This window comes from Arthrobacter sp. N199823, from assembly GCF_002929705.1.
GTDB lineage: Bacteria > Actinomycetota > Actinomycetes > Actinomycetales > Micrococcaceae > Specibacter.
The window spans coordinates 36,694-53,585 of sequence record NZ_PJIN01000009.1 but is presented as its reverse complement, the minus strand read 5'-3'; the positions used below and the strand labels follow the sequence as shown (position 1 = coordinate 53,585).

Sequence of the window (16,892 nt, the reverse complement as noted above, 5' to 3'; positions counted from 1 at the left end):
CCACGCCCGGCATCTGCGAGTTCGTGGGTTCCATAGTGACTGCCTAGCTTCAACGAACCGTGGGACGCGAATTATCCCGGCCGGGCGACGGAAGAGGTGCAGCATTGGGGAGTCGATCAATTTTCCGAAGCGCTCGAAAAATGCTGAGACCCGCAAGAACTATTCCGGTCAGGATGATCACCCCACCCAACAACATGAGCAACGTGTAAAGATCCTCGTGATTGCGGTGTTCCTACCGGGCCACACGTCCGCCAATGGGCCCATACAGAAACATGCCAATGGGAATCATGACTACGCCAGTCAGGAAGACTCGTTCCTCGTTTCCCTCGAGGATTCAATAGTTGCTAATGTTTCGCGCAAACATTAGCAACTATTGCATCCTCGATGAGGGTGAGAGCCATGCCCGGCAGCTGGCGAGGAGGGCCGCCGTGTCTATTGCTCAGCATCTCCGGCTCGTCTGGCATCACATGCTGCGGCGTTCGGTTGGCCCCGCCATCTGCTTTCAGCAGGTGAAATCCATCAGAATCGTCTGCCGAGAACGGGTTGGGTGTGCGGCCCGGGCTCAGGGAAAGGTGCAACACTAAAGCGTAGCCGTCAGCACTCCTGTGAGTTCTGCTCTGGTGTTGACGCCAGCTCGGGCAAAGATGTGGCTCAAATGAGTGTCCACCGTGCGCACCGAGATGCCCAATTTCTGCGCAATGGATTTGTTCGACAAACCTGCGGCAACCAGCGCAGCAATCTCCTGCTGCCGGCGCGTCAACTCTAGGCTTTTTGCCGAGATGGGAAGCCAGATACCCAGCTGACACAGAGCAGCCACCGCAGCATTGACAGCACCGGGATCGCCGTCGGAGAGTGCCTGGGCATGGACCATCAGGGCTGGCGGCAACTGCCCCTGAACGGCGCTGGCCGCATCAGTCAGAGCGGACATGAGCGGCGCACGCTGGCCCGGTGACGCCAGCACGATTTGCAGGTGGAGCCCCAACAGGACGCCATGACTCAATCCATGACTCCGCGCCCACGCCGTATAGTCCTCGGTCAGCTGGGGCAGCTCACCGGCACCCACCGCAAGTTTTGTCACGAGAATTCGGTATCGGCTGTCAACTTCTACGCTGCGGTCCATGGCTGGGGCAAGCAACCCAAACTGCTGGCAGGCATGGATGGCTTCCTGGCGTTCACCTCGCATGGCATGACCTTGAGCCAGCCCCGCCCACGCCATCGCCTCCAGGCCCGTCGGCGCCGACAGTCCCATGCGTGAGAGCCCGCCACGTAGTTCAGCGACGGCCTGCTCCCAAGCCCCAAAGAATAGACAAATGTAGCCCGCGCCGGTTTGGTACAGCGCAGAATGGTGCCGCTGGATTCCGTCTTCAACATAGTCCGGCAGGGTCACCGCCAAATCAGGCCGACCAGCCCATACGGCAGCCCAAAACCGCGCCGCCATAAGGGAAGCCCGCAGCAAGGGGAATTCGGCGTGTTCCGGGCCCACTAGTTTGACACTGATATCCGCCAGTTCCAGCGCTTCCTCAGCCCGCCCTGATTGAGCCAAAGCATAAATGTACGGTGCCGCGAGGATCAAGTTGGCAGGGATGTCTGCGGCCGCAAGCTGTGGGCCGTAGGCAGCCAACACTTCAGCATGACGGCCGCCGAATCCCAGCCGGCTCAGCTGCTCTACGGCGAGTTCCGCGGCACCAACCCCGCCAGGTTCTAGCTGTTTGGCCACTGTCGCCAAGACCTCAAGGCCTCCATCAAAGTCGGCATAGTGCAGCAGGCGCAAATCAGCCTTAATCCTGGCCATGGCCACCTTCACGGATTCTGCGAGGATATGACCATCCGTCTCCAAGGCGAGCAGAGATTCAAGGTCCGCCTCGGCACTCTCTGACCATCCGGCGTCGCGGTTGGCCCTGGCACTGAGTAAAAGGGCCACGATTCTTTCGGGTATCTGGAGCTGCTGATGCGCCAAGGCCAAGGCGGCCAGCGGTGCCGCAAGCGAGGGCTGAGAAAACGCCTCATAGGCAGCCCCGGCAGCCAGTAGGGTCGGCACGCTGGGCATGAGTGAGCATTCCAGTGCCCATTCGACCCATCGGCACAGTTCCCGCGCAGAATGCCGTCCGGGAACGGGCTCCGGAAGCACTTCGAAAAGTTCCCGCCTGCGGCGCGGGTACAACAGGGAACGCAAGGTTTCCGCGTAGAGGGGGTGGCCGATCCTTGCCTTCTGATCCCCTTGGTATTCGGCAATGACAATCAGACCGCGTTCCACGAGGTCACGCAGAACATCGTCCGTCGCCGAGGGCGCCAACAGGCTCAAGGAGACGCTTTCAGCCATGGCCACCAAATCCACCACATCACGTTCGGGGCTGCTCAAGGCGCCGATGTCAGATGCCAGTAGATCGGTGAGCCTGCGGTCCGTGCGCAGCGGCGCCGTCCAGACCCAAGCATGTTCGGCGTAAGTGACATCGCCCGCTTCAACAATGGAATACAGCAATTCTCGTAGGTGCAGAGGGTTGCCGGCAGTGCATTCCCAGAGCTTGTAGGCCATGTCGTTCGAGGCCGGGCCTGGCAGTGCCTCACGCAGGATCAGGCGGATGGACTCGTATCCCAGAGGCACCAGGTCCGTCCTGTCGATCTGGCCGGAGCGCCACAGGGCATCAAACGCTGACGGCAGACCGGGGTCCTCGCGTGCCGTGCCCACCAGCCGGATCACCCCGTTCGTGACGAGCCGGCTCAGTACCCCCGCACTGAAGTTGTCCACCAAGTGGAGGTCATCCAGGCCAATTATTGGCGACGTGGCAACCACTTCGGGACCGAGATGAACTTTGATTTGCTCCACCACAGTCTCGACAGCGGTGTTAGCCGGCGTGGTGATACCCAGCCATTGATCCACATATGGGAGGGCCCCCGACGCCTCTGCGGGTGCTGGCAGGTCAACCACCGCGTTGCTGGTCCGCAGCTGCGCCAGGGCGGCTGCCACAACTGTTGATTTGCCCATGCCGGCGGAGCCCATGACAACCACTCCGCCGCTGCCGGAGCTCAACCGGTGGACCAGTAATGCCACCTCGTCTTCGCGGCCCACGATGGGCCAGTGAACACGAGGCGGCAAGGCGTGCTTCAAGGATTTTTGCGAGACCATGTGTTTTCCCCCAGAAGTAGGGCCGCGGTCCCATAAGCCCCAGGCTTTGGCAGAACCCGCCCTGATCATACTTTGAGAGATGATTCTAGCGCCGCAATCTCTGGTGGGAGCGGCCTTCGCGAGATCATGACGAACACGCCATCGCGGCGGGCGGAGCGCTCCACACCCGGGCTTTAAACTAAGACGACCCGCAGAGCATCGGCGAGATACTCATACGGGCCTAACCGCCGCTAACTCTGAGAAGAGCGCCTTGGCTATCAAGAACACTACCTGCGACAGCGCCGAAGGCGTGCATCGAGGAGGCCCTTTGAGCCACATGTCACATGGAGCGCAGCCATTCGCGGGCCCTCATTGAAGCGTGATCCACGCAACATTACTGGTTAGTAACAAATTTCCTCCACAAACGGCTCCTCCCACGGTACGCTGACGATTATGAGCCAATACCAGCCGCCAATTGCAGATATCGCCTTCGCCCTTGAGCATGTTGTGGGGTATCCGGACATTGCCAAAATGCCCGGGTACGAACACGCCGACCTCGCCACCGCCGTCGAACTTCTTGAACAATGCGGTGAGTTCGTTGCCGAGGTGATTGCACCCCTCAACCAATCAGGTGACCAACAAGGATCTGTCCTGCAACCGGATGGGACGGTCAAGACGCCTGACGGTTTCAAGGACGCCTATCAGCAATACGTCGACGCCGGATGGGGTTCCGTGCCGCTGCCCGAGGAATATGGTGGCGGCGGGTTCCCGCGCACTATTGGGCTAGCCATCCAGGAAATCATGACCAGCGCCAATATGGCTTTCTCGCTGTGCCCGCTGCTCACCCAGGGCGCCATTGACGCCGTCCTGCACTACGGCAGCGACGAGCTCAAAAACCGCTACCTACCGAAGATGGTCAGCGGCGAATGGACGGGCACCATGAACCTCACCGAGCCACAGGCTGGCTCCGACGTGGGCGCCTTGAGTACCCGTGCGCTCAAGAATGCCGATGGCAGCTACGCCATCACAGGACAAAAGATCTTCATCACCTACGGCAACCACGACATGGCCGAGCAAATTGTCCACCTGGTGCTGGCCCGCACCCCCGATGCTCCCGCAGGCACGCGCGGGATCTCCTGCTTCATTGTCCCCAAGCGTCTAGTGAATGACGACGGAACACTTGGGGACCGCAACCCTGTGGAAACCGTTTCACTCGAACACAAGATGGGCATCCACGCCTCCCCCACGTGCGTGCTCTCCTATGAAAACGCCACCGGGTACTTGATCGGTGAGGAGAACAAGGGCATGCGCATCATGTTCGTCATGATGAACGCTGCCCGTCTTGGCGTGGGATCGCAAGGCGTCTCGCTGGCCGAGCGCGCCTACCAGCAGTCACTGGAGTACGCCCAGCAGCGCCAACAAGGCCTGGCCATCGGCGCCAGCGGCGAGAGTTCAGCCATCATCGACTTCCCTGATGTACGCCGCATGCTGTTGACCCAGCGTGCCAGCATTGCCGCCCTTCGCTACCTCATGCTGCTTGACGCCAGCTATGTGGATAAGAGCCTGCTGGATCCGGATCCCGGCGTCCGGTCACGAGCCGATGAGATTGTGGGACTCCTAACGCCCATCTGCAAATCCTTCGGCACTGACATGGGCAACGAGCTCACCTCCCTTGCGCTGCAGATCCACGGCGGGATGGGCTTCATTGAGGAGACCGGGGCCGCCCAGCATGTGCGTGACGTACGGATCGCGGCCATCTACGAGGGCACCAACGGCATCCAGGCAGCAGACCTCGTGGGCCGCAAGCTCGGCGTCCGGGGCGGGGCCTCCGTTCTGGAATTCCACGCCACTATGCGTGAGATTGAGGCCGACCTGGCGCTGGCGGGGTCAGATTTCACGGGGATCCGTGAGGAACTGGAACGCCAGTTCACGGCGCTGGAAACAGCAACCCACTGGATGCTCCGCACTGGCCAAGGTGACCCGAACGCCGTCCTGGCCGGCTCCACACCCTATCTGCGCATGTGGGGGCTGTGCACGAGTGCCTGGATGTTGGCGCGGGCGGCCGTGGCCGCGGCAAAGACGGGTGATGCGCGGCTGGCGAACGAGCAGCTGGTGCTGGCCCGTTTCTACGCCCAACAGATTCTGCCCCAAAGCGCCGGCCTGCTGGGTGCAGCCACGGCTGGTGCGCAGGATCTATTCGCACTGGACGCACATAGTCTGGCAGGGACCGGCCGCAAGGTCAGGAGCTAGGAACGGACTCGTCGGCTGGTGCGGCAGGGTTCGCACCGCCGGCGGGTGCCACTGGCTGGCGCAGGATGGTCCGCAACTTTTCCGGGGCCGCCCGGCGCGGATCACCGAGGTAAATCTCATGGTGCTTACCGTTGAAGACAAGATTGTTGGCGGGCATGAACTCATGGTGCAGTCTCTCCAAGACCGGACCCTCGTCGTCATAGGAGCCAACATGGAGAATCTGCACAGACAAGCCCTCGGCGAGTTCGGCAACGCGAATACTGCGAAGTCCGGGCAACTGCTTTTTGGCAGCCACCTGCTCCAGGATCTCCGCCACAACGTCGGTGGTGATCCATTCGGGCTGACTGATCATCATAGTCCAGTCCCAGCTGGACTTATCCCGCTCTGCCCCGTCACCGGCAGTGAATGCGGCCATGTCTTCCGCCCACCACAGCCCTTCCAAGGGCGCCACCACATAGTCCCGACCAAGCACCTTTTTGCTGTGAAACTTCAACGCATAGGACACGGAATACAGCGCCTCCACTGCCTGGATGTAGGCAAGCTCAACGTTGGGATCGCCCTGACCATCAATTGCCAGATAGCGGGTCACGGGCACGTCAACCATGGCGAATTCCTTGGCGGAGGGCGCGTACAACGCCTTGCATGCCTTTTTTACATCATATTTATCCATTGCCGCGTTCCTTTCCACCCCGGAGTCCTGCCAAGTCTAGGTCTCCTCCAGCAATGGCGAGGCAGCACGGCCGCCAGCAGGGAGACTCATGTCAGCTGAATTAGTAGTGCAAAAACGCCCACCCCGGCCCTTGTGGTGGGGCTTTGCACCTTTTATTCTCGCCTCAGCTGTCCACTGCGCCGCGCTGTTTATCGGGATGGAGGCCATTGCCGGACCCACCAAACTGGCACTTATGCCGGCCTTGATTCTGGCCGCCATATGGGGCAGGCCTCGGCTCGGCAACACGGCAGTCTTTCGGCTGTTGCTCGCGGGACTGTTCTTTTCCTGGTTGGGCGACGGCGCTGGCACTTTCTTCCCCTTTGCCCCGACACTGCCTATGATGCTGGCGTTCTTTGCTGTGGCACACCTATGCTACATACGAGTTTTCTGGCGTCATTTGGCTCTCCGCCCGTTGCCCCTTTGGGCGCTGATCTTCCTTCTCTGGTGGGCTGTGTTGCTGAGCATCCTCTGGCCCCGGGCTGGAAGCCTGGCTCCTGCTGTGGCAGCCTACGGTTTGGTGCTGGGAACAACGGCAGCCCTGTCAACCCGCTGCAACACAATGATCATGTGGGGTGGCGCCTTCTTTCTGGCCTCAGACACCATACTGGCCTTCAGAATCTTTGCCCTCGAGCTCATGCCTGAATGGACCAGCGGCATGGTCATGGTCACCTACACAGTGGGACAGGGGCTGATCATTGCCGGTGCATTGCTAACCCGACGGTCCAGCAAGTAAGTTACAGCCGGAGCACCTTCAGCGCCGCGAGGTGGGTCCGTGCACTTCATTGTGCAGCCGTTCCATCTTCGAATCGAGCTGGCTGGCAACGACAGCTGCTTCCTGAAGTTCCAGGAGGATGTCCTTCGGTATGGCGTGCTCATATTTGTAATAGATCTTGTGTTCCAGGCTTGCCCAAAAGTCCATCGCCACGGTGCGAATCTGCACCTCAACGTGCACGTTCTGCACAGATTCCGAAAGGAATACCGGCACTTTCACAATCAGATGCAGGCTCTTGTAGCCGTTGGGTTTGGGATGGGCAATATAGTCCTTGGTGGTCACCACAGTAATGTCTCGTTGCGAGCTGAGCATCTCGGCCAGCCAATAAGCATCCGAGACAAAACTGCAGACAATGCGCACCCCGGCAATGTCCAGCACACCGTCTCTGATCGACTCGAGATTCAGCCCAAGATCCCGATTTTTGGCCTTGAGCAGGAGACTCTCAGGCGACTTCAGCCGGGAATTTACATGCTCAATGGGGCTGTAATCGTGCAGGTGCTCAAATTCGGTTCTGAGAATGTTGATCTTTGTCATGATCTCGTCAATCGCGAATTGGTAGTTGAGCATGAAGCGGGCAAACCCGTCCCGAAGTTGCTTTCCATCAGTCAACCGTTGCAGCATCGCTGGATCAACGCTGTCAAACCATTCGTCAAGCTCACTCATACAAGGGTCTCCTCATCCGCTTCCTCACCCACGTTGACAGTACACGGCGCGCGGAAGATCGACTGCCTCCTGCGGGCCAGCCACGGCTAGTGTGGTGCCATGACGATTCATGATGATGCCTCTGCCCGGAATGGTTCACCGCGGCGCTTCAGAGTTGATGCCGTGCTGTTCGACCTGGACGGAACTCTGATTGATTCAACGCCGGCCACCGAGCGTGCTTGGCGCCTTTGGGGCGAGCAGATGGGGCTGGAGAACTTTAGCTACGGTTCTAATGGAGTTCCGGCACAGGCCCTCGTTGAGCAGTTCATCGAAGCGGACCGGCAGTCTGATGCGTTCGAACTGATCAAGGCCTTGGAAATGGCCGATACCAACGGCGTGGTCCGCAAGGACGGAGCCGTGGAACTACTGGGGTCACTGCCGGACGGCGCCTGGACCATTGTCACCTCGTGCACCAGCGGGCTGGCACAGACGCGCATGAGTGCAGCAGGCATCGCCGGGCCAGCTCTCATGGTCACTGCCGATCACGTGACCCACGGCAAACCGCATCCTGAGCCGTTCTTGCTGGGAGCCAGCCGGCTCGGGGTAGACATCAACCGCTGCCTCGTCGTGGAGGATGCCCCCGCAGGTCTGGCCTCGGGCCGTGCCGCCGGTGCCGTGACGCTGGCGGTGGCGGGCACTAGCGCTGCAAGCGATCTCGACGCCGATCATGTGGTGGGCAGTCTGTCCGCAGTGAGCGCCGAGGTACTTCCGGATGGTCAGATTCAGATCACCTTGCTCTAGGGCGCGAGCAAAGCGCCGTTGCATCGTTCAGGACAAAACGCGCTGCTGCATGGCCGCGGGCTTGCGCCCCGGCCATCGCCTCGGGGCGGCATCAATTCCAGGAACGTCCCACTCGAGCAGAGCCAGCTCGGGAGTGTAGCTGCCGCGGCCACAACCGAGATCCAGTGGCCAGTTCACTGATTGCGGAACGGTCCAGGCTCAGCGCTGGACGCGTGCGCCAAAGACGACAGAGGCCTGGGTAATCGCGGCACCCAGAACTGGGCGGTGGCCTTGGAGCCAGGACAACGCCGATTCAAACGTCCATTCCGTGTGCGCCAGGTGCAGACTCCCCCTCACGGAGTTCGAGGACCGGATGAACGTCGAGGACCGGATGAGGTAGTCCGGCGCACGCTGCACAGTAGGCAGCGGCAGGCGCCACCTTCCTGGGAGACGCCTGCGCACGAGTACGCTCGTCTCCGCGAGGATGGCACGGCTCTCGGAGCGGTATAACGCCTGCAGCCTGCGCCCGGTGTGGTGCCGATGTGCCGTCATGAGTTCCTTGGGAATCCCCCATAGTGCCCTCCCTCCAGCGCGCGACGCCGGAGAACTCACCCAAATCTGTGGGATAGTCACCGCAAGGCGAGCGTGGTGTACCACTGGCAACGCCACGAGCAACTCGTCGTAGGCGAGAACGCCCCCGGGTTTGTAGCGCACAGCGGCCACTCCCACGACTGCCCGGCCCGCCAGCACCAGCGGGTGCGACCCCGCTGGCAACTTGGCCAGCACGTCCTCCGGGATCACACGGAGGGGCACCAGAAACACACCTACAGCGAAGTTACCCTGGAGAAGCCATGGCTCAGGCGGGTAGGCAACTCCCGGCTCACCCTGCATACATCGCCTCGATCCGTTCGGCCTGAGCCGCCTCCACAAGACCCCGCTTGACCTTCATGGACGGCGTCAGCTCACCACCCTCAATGGAAAGGTCTGCCTCGAGGATGGCCCAGTGTTTGATGGTCTCCCACTTGTTGAGGCGTTCGTTCAGCTCCGTGATGTAGCCATCCACGAGCGCGTGTACCGCAGGTGTTGCCACTTGCTCGGCATAGCTTGGTGCTGCCACCCCGTTCTCTTTGCACCATGCCGCGATGGAGTCGGGGTCCAAGGTGATGAGCGCGACGCAGTACGGGTGTGTGTCCCCGAAGACCAGAATCTGGCTGACGTATGGGCACAGCGCTTTGAACGTGGCCTCAACCGAGCCCGGCACCACAATTTTGCCGCCGGAGGTTTTGATCAGGTCCTTGATGCGCCCCGTGATGGTCAAGTAGCCCTCGGAATCGAGTGAGCCTTGGTCTCCCGTGCGTAACCACCCGTCGTGCGTGAAGGCAGCTTCCGTCTCGCTGGGGAGGTTGTTGTAGCCGGACATGATGTGCGGCCCGCGCAGTTGGATTTCGTTTTCTTCGCCAATCCGCACTTCTGAGCCGGGCAGGGCACGCCCGACGGTGCCGAACTTGTTGTCCACAGGCCGTCCACAGAAGGCGCCGGCCGTGGTTTCGGTGAGCCCGTACCCCTCGATGATCAGGATCCCGGCGGAGTTGAACCATTCGGCAATCTCGCGGTTCAGTGGCGCGGAACCGGAGATGAAGAACCGCACACGCCCGCCAAAGCGATTACGCACCTTGGAGAAGACGAGCTTGTCAAAGAGGCGGTGGCGCAGCGCCAGACCGACGCCGATGCGCTCCCCCGCTTCCGTGCGGCGTTCATACTCGGCACCCACAGCAAATGCACTGCGGAAGATTTTCTCTTTGAGGCCACCCTCGGCGGCCTGGGTGGAGAGAATCTTGCCATATGCCTTTTCGAAGATTCGAGGAGCGGCCCCCATGAACGTGGGCTTGATGACAGCCAGGTTCTCAATGATCTTATCGACGCGCCCGTCGATCGCCGTTGTAAAACCAACCGCGAGCTGCGCCGAGAGGATGACCTTGCCAAATGAGTGGGACATGGGCAGCCACAGGAAGTTGACGTCGTCGGTCCGCAGGAAACCGAGCCCTTTGAGCGCCTCACCCTCGTAAACCCAACAGTGATGCGTGAGCCGCACGCCCTTCGGCCGGCCGGTGGTGCCGGAAGTGTAGATGAGGGTGGCAAGGTCACCGTGGCCTATGGCGTCCGTTGCGACCACAACGGCGTCGGGGACCTCGGCGAGGTGTTCCCGACCCAGCTCACGTACCTCAGCGAGGGACATGGCACCCGGAACGTCGTCGATCGCGATAATCTTCGCGAGATTTCCCGCGCCCAAGCTAATCTTCTCGAACTGCTCGGCGTCCTCGACGATCGCGAACCGGCACCCTGCGTCAGCCAGGATATAGGCGGCGTCCTGGGCCGACGTCGTCGGATAAATGGTGGTGGTGGCTCCTCCGGCGCACATCACCCCCAAATCGGCCAGGAGCCATTCATAACGGGTGTTCGCAACGATCGCGACCCTGTCCTCCTTCTCGAGTCCGAGGGCGAGCAGGCCCGCCGCCACCTCGTCCACCGCCACGGCGGTTTCAGCCCAGGTCGCTGAGACCCAGTCCGCACCTCGCAAGTAGCGATATGCCTCAAGATCCGGGGTGCTTTCCACACGGCGTCGCAACATCACCCCCAACGACGGCGCCAGTTGCTGCAGGAATTGGGTGTCAATGGTCTGTGTCATGTCACTCCTTGGTGGGTGCCGGGCAGGGACTACGGGGTGGTGTAGCGGGCGGCCTGTTCGCGGCCGATGATTTCCTTCATGATTTCGGTGGTGCCGCCGTAAATGGTCTGGATGCGCGCGTCCCGGTAGGCGCGTGCGATGGGGTATTCGAGCATGTAGCCGAATCCACCAAACAGTTGCAGGCAGCGGGTGGTGGCACGGACCTGCAGTTCGCTGGCCCACCACTTCGCCTTGGATGCCTCAACCGCTGTCAGCTCCCCCTCGTTCAGGGCGAGCACGGCCTTCTCCACGTAGGCGCGGGTCACGTCAGTCTCGGTCTCGAGTTCAGCAAGAACGAACCGGGTGTTTTGGAAGTCGCCAATCTTTTGGCCGAAGGCGGTGCGCTCGTGGACGTACTCCAGCGTCCACCGCACGGCTGCCTCAGAAGCAGCCACCCCTGCCACCGCAATGGAGAGCCTCTCGCGCGGCAAACGTTCCATCAGGTAGCGCATGCCACCACCAAGCTTTCCGAGAAGGCGGTCATCGCTCAGCCGGACATCCGTGAAGAAGAGCTCCGCAGTATCCTGAGCGCTCAGTCCGATCTTGTCCAGCTTGCGCCCGCGGGAGAAGCCCGGGTCGCCGGTCTCCACGACGAACAGGCTGAAACCGCGTGAGCCGGCCTCCGGATCGGTTTTGGCCACAACGATCACCAGATCCGCGTGGATGCCGCTGGTAATGAAGGTCTTGGCGCCATTGAGAACCCATTGATCGCCGTCCCGCACCGCCCTGGTGCGGATGCCTTGCAGATCGCTCCCTGTGCCTGGCTCGGTCATGGCGATGGCACCGATGATGCTCCCATCTGCCATACCAGGGAGCCAACGCTTTTTCTGCTCGTCATTGGCAAGATCAAGCATGTAAGGGATCAGGATGTCCTCTTGCAGGCCGATTCCGACGCCGAATGAGGTCACCGCAGTGCGCGCCACCTCTTCGGCGAAGATGAATCTGTAGCGATAATCGGGTTCGCCACCGCCACCAAATTCCTCGGGCACGGCGAGCCCGAGCATTCCATGGGTTCCCGCACGCAGCCACACATCGCGGGGAATGAGGCGTTCGCTTTCCCACATTTCGTAGTGGGGTTCCACCTCTCGGCGCAGGAACTCGCGCACACTCTCCCGGAACGCCTCGTGGTCTTCTGAGTAGAAGGTGCTCTTCATCTGGTGTCCTTATTTCGTGGTGGGGGGAGGCGTGGCCAGGATCAGGGCAACGCAGCGCTCAGGGGCGTCGGAGAAGGGAAGATGACCGCAGCGCTCCAGAAGCACATGGTGTGCGCTCCCCCAGACGCGGCGAGCTCTGCGTGACTGAGTACGGGCGGGAAGCACCAGATCCCGGCGTCCCCACGCGATGGTGGTGGGTACGTCGTCGGCCGCGGGAATGGTGCGCTGCGTGCGGAATGTGGCACGCGCAGCGGTAAAACCATCGCAGACTGCGAGAGCGGCAAGGTCGGCACTGGCTGATTGAGGGTCAACATGGGTGGGCCGCCCGAACAGCGGGAACAGCAGTAGCGCGCGGCCCGCACGGGTGTGCAACGTCAGCCCGAGCATTCGCGGCAAGGCCCGTGCCGCGATGCGCAGTACGCTCAGCACACCAACGCACCACCGGCGCTCGGCAGCGTTCCAAAAACCAATGGGCGCGAAGGCTGTCACACTTCCGGCGATGCCGCGGCGGGCAAGTTCCAGGGCAATGGCTGCTCCCATCGAGCTGCCCACAATGTGGGGTGAGAGGATGCCGCGCGTTTGGAGTTGGGCGCTCACCCAGTCGGCGAGGCCAGCGATCCCAGGACGCAACGACGGCTGGTACGGTTGGGCGCCGAACCCTGGCAGATCGAAGGCGTGGACGCGGTAGCGCTGTTCCAGTGCGCCGATAATGGGTGTGAAGATCTGCCAACGGGAGCCAAGGCCATGCAGGAGCACGATGTCGGGCCCCGCACCTCCCACGTGCGCAGCGGCCGTCATGAGCTGCCAGCTTCGGAGTGTGGAGGCACGGCGTCTGGACGGACAGCCGGCTGCGGCAGCCGCACCGGTAAGCGGAGAGCGCCGGTGGCCGTCTCGGGCACCACGGGATTGACCGGAGCGACGGCGTCGATGCGCTGATACGGCTCCCCAAGGCGCGGCCGCGGATCAGCATCTCCGCGGTTGGGCCAGAATGACATGGCCCGCTCGGCCTGCGCCGTGATGGTCAGCGATGGGTTCACCCCAAGGTTGGCCGTGACCGCGGAGCCATCGGCGATATGCAGCCCGTCGTAGCCGAAGACCCGCTGATACGGGTCAATCACACCCTCGGTAATGGAGGTGCCAATGACAGCGCCGCCAATGAAGTGAGCTGTCATCGGGATGCCGATGAGATCGGCTGACGAGCCGCCGGCCAGGCCGTCCACGCGGCGTGAAAGGTCGCGGGCCACGCGGTGCGCGGTGGGGATCCATTCGGGATTGGGATCGCCGCGACCCTGCCGTGTGGTCATGCGCTGGCCGAACAGTCCTCGCTTCAAGTAGGTGCTCAGCGAGTTGTCCAGCGATTGCATGACCAGCACAATGACTGATTGTTCCGCCCAACGCGACACCGAGTGCATCCGCAGCGCCGCACGCCATCCGAGCTTCCGGTACGTCTGGAGCGCCGCCCGCCAGCGCGGGATCCCGTCCACAGGGTCCACAAGATGCGCATTCAGGAGAGCGAGCAGGCTCGAGCCCCGCCCATATCTAACGGGTTCAACGTGCGTTTGAGGGTCGGGGTAGAACGACGACGTAATGGCCGTTCCATGGGTCATGTCGGCGTCCGCTGCACTCGACCGGGCAGACAACACCGCCTCAGAATTTGTCCGGCTGAGCTCCCCCAAGCGTGGTGAGAGCCGCGGCAGTGAGCGCTGCTTGAGCTGGTGCAAGAGGCGCTGGGTATTCAGGGCGTTGCCAGCGAAGACCACGTGATCCGCGGTGTAGCTCGCCCGCTTGAGGGGGTTGCCGGTAGCGTGCCCGCTGACGCGATAGCGCCCACCGGCGATGGGTTGCACATCAGTCACTGTGGTCAACGCATGGATGTTGGCTCCTGCGCGCTGGGCGAGCGGGAGATAGTTCTTCACGATGGTATTTTTCGCGCCCACACGGCAGCCAGTCATGCACGCACCGCATTCCGTGCAGCCGTTCCGCGCCGGTCCCATCCCCCCGAAGAAGGGGTCCGCGGCGCCAACGCCCGGCCCGTCTCCGAAGAAGACGCCCACTTCGGCTGGGTGCAGCGTGTCACTCACACCGTAGTCCGCGGCAAGATCTCGCATCAGCGCATCCGCGGCTGTTGTAGCGCGAGCCGTGGTGACACCCAGCATCCGCTTGGCCTGGTCATAGTGGGAGGCAAGCTCGGACTTCCAGTCAGTGATGTGCGCCCACTGCGGATCCCGGTAGAAATCATCCAACGGTTCGTAGAGCGTGTTCGCATAAACCAGAGATCCGCCGCCCACACCCGTGCCGCTGACAACCAAAACGTTCCGCAACAGCGTCATCCGCATGATGCCGAAGCAGCGGGCGGCTGGGAGCCAGAGATAGCGACGCAGCCGCCACGAGGTTTGCGGGAGTTCCTCATCGCGAAACCACCGGCCAGCCTCAATCACAGCGACGCGATAGCCCTTCTCACTCAAGCGCAGCGCTGCGACACTCCCACCGAAACCGGAGCCGATCACCACGACGTCATAGTCGTTCATGCGGCCAAACTATCCTACTATTGACAGTTTGCCAACAGCCGATCAGACTGGCGCTATGGACCACATTCCGAGGACTCGCCTGAGCCCGGATGCGCGGCGGCAACAGATACTGGACGCGGCCGCCGAGCTTTACCGCGAACGCCGCTACGACGATGTCTCGCTGGAAGAGCTCGCTGCCTCGGCAGGCGTGGCGCGTGGTTTGCTGCACCACTACTTCGGATCGAAGCGAGAGCTCTTTCTCGCTGTCATGACTGCCTCCGCTCGGCTGCCTCTTGAGCAACTTCCCGATCTTGCAGGCCGGCCCATCGCCGAGCGTGCCACGTTGACCATGTCATGGATCCTAGATGGCGCGCATGCGTATGGGCAGAGTTGGGTCAACGCATCCGGTGCCGAGCGGTGGACCCTAGACAACGATGTGCAAGCGCTCGTTGACGCCGCCGATGACCGTGCCGCCCGCTTCATGCTCGATGCACTGGGACTTCCCGACGATGCAGGATTACGTCCGCGCCTCCGCCCAGTTGCCGCCTTCACGAAAGCGCTTTGCCGAGAGTGGTTGCAGCGAAAGACCCTGACTCGCGATGACGTCTTGGAACTCAGCACGGCGGCGGTCCTGCGCGCCGTGCGGGTGAACTAATGCCGCGCATTGGGATCATCGGATCCGGGTTCGGCGCCACAGCTGTCGCGGCCGAATTCCTCCGACACGGATATAGCGATGTGCGCCTCTGGGAACGCTCTGCGGCTATAGGTGGCGTCTGGCGTGACAATACCTACCCCGGCGCTGCCTGCGATGTACCCTCCCCGTTCTATTCCTTTTCCTTTGCTCCCTCCAAGCTGTGGCCGCGGCGCTACGCCGAGCAGCAGGACATCCTGGCGTACCTGCGCGCTGTGGCCCAACGCGAAGGAGTAACCTCCCGTACGCGACTCAGTGCCGAGGTGCGTGGCGCACAGTGGAGCGGTACCGCTTGGAACGTGAGATTTGCCGACGGCACGCATGAGGAGGTCGATGTCCTCGTTAGCGCTGTCGGCCAGTTATCCAACCCCGCTATCCCGGCGATCCCGGGAGCCCAGAGCTTTCAGGGACCGGCGTTCCACTCGGCGCAGTGGCCAGCTGGCCTTGACCTCACCGGGCGGCGGGTTTCGGTGATTGGAGCCGCGGCGACGGCTGTGCAGGCGGTGCCTCAGCTGGCCCCCATCGCCGAACGCGTCACGCTGTATCAACGCACCCCTAACTACATCTGGCCCAAACCCGATGGCCGCTACCCCCTCTGGTACCGGCCGTTCGCCGCCCGGATTGAACGCCCGTTCTTCCAGTGGCTCGGCGAACAATTCTCCCGGGCCCTTGAGGACGGCTCATTCGCCGCTCTCGTGAGCCGTTCCGTGACGCGGTTCCATTTGCGGCGGCAGGTCGCGGATCCGGCCCTGCGCGCCGCACTCACCCCTGAGTACCCCATCGGGTGCCGCCGCATCCTGTTTTCCAACAACTTCTATCCGGCGCTATGCCGGGAGAATGTAGATCTTGTCACCGAGGGGATAGCCCGGATCCACCCAGACGCCATTGAAACCATCGACGGCGTGTTTCATCCCGCAGATGCCATTGTGTACGCCACCGGCTTCGATGCTCAGGGGTTCCTGCGAGGCATCACTGTCACCGGCTCCGACGGCGTGGACCTGCACCAGCACTGGGCGAAGGGAGCCAGGGCGCATCTGGGAATCTACGTCCCCGGGTTTCCCAATCTGCTTTTGTCTTACGGCCCCAACACGAATCTTGGCGGCAGCTCCATCATCCGCATGCTGGAGGCGCAGGCTTCCCACATGCGCCAGAGCGTGGACTACATGGTGGCCTCCGGCGCGAAGACTCTCGAGGCGAGCGAATCCGCCGAACAATCCTGGGACAACGCGGTCCAAGGGGCGCTATCCACCTCAGCCTGGGTGCGCTGTGACAGCTGGTACAGAGACCCTGGATCGGGGCGCATCACCTCGAATTGGCCAGGAGGCACCACCAGCTACGTTGAGCGCACCTGCGTGCTCGAACCGTCCGAGTTCACGTTTCGCCGCTAGCCACTAATCACTTGACATTTTTGGGCAACAAAAAACCGCTCAAACTCTGGGTATTCCCAGTGTTTGAGCGGTTTTGTTCGGTCGGGCTGACAAGATTTGAACTTGCGACCCCTTGACCCCCAGTCAAGTGCGCTACCAAGCTGCGCTACAGCCCGAAAGTTCAGCGCCAAG

Annotated in this window: 13 protein-coding genes and 1 tRNA gene; 5 read left to right on the top strand and 9 right to left on the bottom strand. The window is 62.0% G+C overall.

Annotation, left to right across the window (positions count from 1 at the left end; all coding sequences use genetic code 11):
- Positions 1–580 precede the first annotated feature (580 nt).
- On the bottom strand, positions 581–3,124 hold the full coding sequence (locus CXQ93_RS16355) for a LuxR family transcriptional regulator (RefSeq protein ID WP_181036192.1): 2,544 nt from the start codon (positions 3,122–3,124) through the stop codon (positions 581–583).
- Between the two features lie 432 nt (positions 3,125–3,556).
- Here CXQ93_RS16355 and CXQ93_RS16350 point away from each other — a divergent pair, with 432 nt between their 5' ends.
- The gene (locus tag CXQ93_RS16350) at positions 3,557–5,353 is read left to right on the top strand and encodes an acyl-CoA dehydrogenase (protein WP_104111493.1); all 1,797 of its coding nucleotides are present in this window, start codon (positions 3,557–3,559) and stop codon (positions 5,351–5,353) included.
- On the opposite strand, the gene CXQ93_RS16345 is transcribed toward CXQ93_RS16350, so the two are convergent.
- Positions 5,343–6,023 (bottom strand): GyrI-like domain-containing protein, encoded by a 681-nt coding sequence (locus CXQ93_RS16345; protein WP_104111492.1) that lies wholly within the window; start codon positions 6,021–6,023, stop codon positions 5,343–5,345. The two genes, CXQ93_RS16350 and CXQ93_RS16345, sit on opposite strands and share 11 nt — an antisense overlap.
- Positions 6,024–6,111: 88 nt before the next feature.
- Here CXQ93_RS16345 and CXQ93_RS16340 point away from each other — a divergent pair, with 88 nt between their 5' ends.
- On the top strand, positions 6,112–6,795 hold the full coding sequence (locus CXQ93_RS16340) for a lysoplasmalogenase (protein WP_104111491.1): 684 nt from the start codon (positions 6,112–6,114) through the stop codon (positions 6,793–6,795).
- Positions 6,796–6,813: 18 nt separating this feature from the next.
- Here the strand turns inward: CXQ93_RS16340 and CXQ93_RS16335 are convergent, their stop codons facing one another.
- On the bottom strand, positions 6,814–7,497 hold the full coding sequence (locus CXQ93_RS16335) for a GTP pyrophosphokinase family protein (RefSeq protein WP_219817379.1): 684 nt from the start codon (positions 7,495–7,497) through the stop codon (positions 6,814–6,816).
- Between the two features lie 99 nt (positions 7,498–7,596).
- Here CXQ93_RS16335 and CXQ93_RS16330 point away from each other — a divergent pair, with 99 nt between their 5' ends.
- Positions 7,597–8,277 (top strand): HAD-IA family hydrolase, encoded by a 681-nt coding sequence (locus CXQ93_RS16330; protein WP_104111490.1) that lies wholly within the window; start codon positions 7,597–7,599, stop codon positions 8,275–8,277.
- Between the two features lie 198 nt (positions 8,278–8,475).
- On the opposite strand, the gene CXQ93_RS16325 is transcribed toward CXQ93_RS16330, so the two are convergent.
- From CXQ93_RS16325 to CXQ93_RS16305, 5 genes are read right to left on the bottom strand one after another with little or no spacing between them, the layout of a single operon-like run.
- Positions 8,476–9,147: an acetoacetate decarboxylase family protein gene (locus CXQ93_RS16325; protein ID WP_104111489.1), complete on the bottom strand. Its 672-nt coding sequence runs from the start codon at positions 9,145–9,147 to the stop codon at positions 8,476–8,478.
- Positions 9,137–10,942, bottom strand: a complete 1,806-nt coding sequence (locus CXQ93_RS16320; RefSeq protein ID WP_104111488.1) for a long-chain fatty acid--CoA ligase — start codon at positions 10,940–10,942, stop codon at positions 9,137–9,139. Before CXQ93_RS16320 ends, CXQ93_RS16325 begins: the two co-directional genes overlap by 11 nt.
- A 29-nt stretch (positions 10,943–10,971) precedes the next feature.
- Positions 10,972–12,135, bottom strand: a complete 1,164-nt coding sequence (locus CXQ93_RS16315; protein ID WP_104111487.1) for an acyl-CoA dehydrogenase family protein — start codon at positions 12,133–12,135, stop codon at positions 10,972–10,974.
- A gap of 9 nt (positions 12,136–12,144) precedes the next feature.
- Positions 12,145–12,933 (bottom strand): alpha/beta fold hydrolase, encoded by a 789-nt coding sequence (locus CXQ93_RS16310; protein ID WP_104111486.1) that lies wholly within the window; start codon positions 12,931–12,933, stop codon positions 12,145–12,147.
- Complete coding sequence (locus CXQ93_RS16305) at positions 12,930–14,663, bottom strand: FAD-dependent oxidoreductase (RefSeq protein ID WP_104111485.1); 1,734 nt, start codon at positions 14,661–14,663, stop codon at positions 12,930–12,932. The genes CXQ93_RS16310 and CXQ93_RS16305 overlap by 4 nt, the downstream gene beginning before the upstream one ends.
- A gap of 55 nt (positions 14,664–14,718) precedes the next feature.
- Here CXQ93_RS16305 and CXQ93_RS16300 point away from each other — a divergent pair, with 55 nt between their 5' ends.
- On the top strand, positions 14,719–15,297 hold the full coding sequence (locus CXQ93_RS16300) for a TetR/AcrR family transcriptional regulator (protein ID WP_181036191.1): 579 nt from the start codon (positions 14,719–14,721) through the stop codon (positions 15,295–15,297).
- Positions 15,297–16,721 carry an NAD(P)/FAD-dependent oxidoreductase gene (locus tag CXQ93_RS16295; RefSeq protein ID WP_104111483.1) on the top strand — a complete coding sequence of 475 codons (1,425 nt, stop codon included), beginning with the start codon at positions 15,297–15,299 and terminating at the stop codon, positions 16,719–16,721. Before CXQ93_RS16300 ends, CXQ93_RS16295 begins: the two co-directional genes overlap by 1 nt.
- Before the next feature lie 81 nt (positions 16,722–16,802).
- Here the strand turns inward: CXQ93_RS16295 and CXQ93_RS16290 are convergent.
- Positions 16,803–16,876 (bottom strand) — tRNA-Pro (locus CXQ93_RS16290).
- Positions 16,877–16,892 lie beyond the last annotated feature (16 nt).

Excerpts from the sequence above, each read along its gene's own strand:
- CXQ93_RS16310 (WP_104111486.1), bottom strand. The coding sequence starts at position 12,933 with ATGACGGCCGCTGCGCACGTGGGAGGTGCGGGGCCCGACATCGTGCTC.
- CXQ93_RS16350 (WP_104111493.1), top strand. The coding sequence starts at position 3,557 with ATGAGCCAATACCAGCCGCCAATTGCAGATATCGCCTTCGCCCTTGAG.
- CXQ93_RS16355 (WP_181036192.1), bottom strand. The coding sequence starts at position 3,124 with ATGGTCTCGCAAAAATCCTTGAAGCACGCCTTGCCGCCTCGTGTTCAC.
- CXQ93_RS16300 (WP_181036191.1), top strand. The coding sequence starts at position 14,719 with ATGGACCACATTCCGAGGACTCGCCTGAGCCCGGATGCGCGGCGGCAA.
- CXQ93_RS16335 (WP_219817379.1), bottom strand. The coding sequence starts at position 7,497 with ATGAGTGAGCTTGACGAATGGTTTGACAGCGTTGATCCAGCGATGCTG.
- CXQ93_RS16315 (WP_104111487.1), bottom strand. The coding sequence starts at position 12,135 with ATGAAGAGCACCTTCTACTCAGAAGACCACGAGGCGTTCCGGGAGAGT.
- CXQ93_RS16305 (WP_104111485.1), bottom strand. The coding sequence starts at position 14,663 with ATGAACGACTATGACGTCGTGGTGATCGGCTCCGGTTTCGGTGGGAGT.
- CXQ93_RS16330 (WP_104111490.1), top strand. The coding sequence starts at position 7,597 with ATGACGATTCATGATGATGCCTCTGCCCGGAATGGTTCACCGCGGCGC.
- CXQ93_RS16340 (WP_104111491.1), top strand. The coding sequence starts at position 6,112 with ATGTCAGCTGAATTAGTAGTGCAAAAACGCCCACCCCGGCCCTTGTGG.
- CXQ93_RS16295 (WP_104111483.1), top strand. The coding sequence starts at position 15,297 with ATGCCGCGCATTGGGATCATCGGATCCGGGTTCGGCGCCACAGCTGTC.
- CXQ93_RS16320 (WP_104111488.1), bottom strand. The coding sequence starts at position 10,942 with ATGACACAGACCATTGACACCCAATTCCTGCAGCAACTGGCGCCGTCG.
- CXQ93_RS16345 (WP_104111492.1), bottom strand. The coding sequence starts at position 6,023 with ATGGATAAATATGATGTAAAAAAGGCATGCAAGGCGTTGTACGCGCCC.
- CXQ93_RS16325 (WP_104111489.1), bottom strand. The coding sequence starts at position 9,147 with ATGCAGGGTGAGCCGGGAGTTGCCTACCCGCCTGAGCCATGGCTTCTC.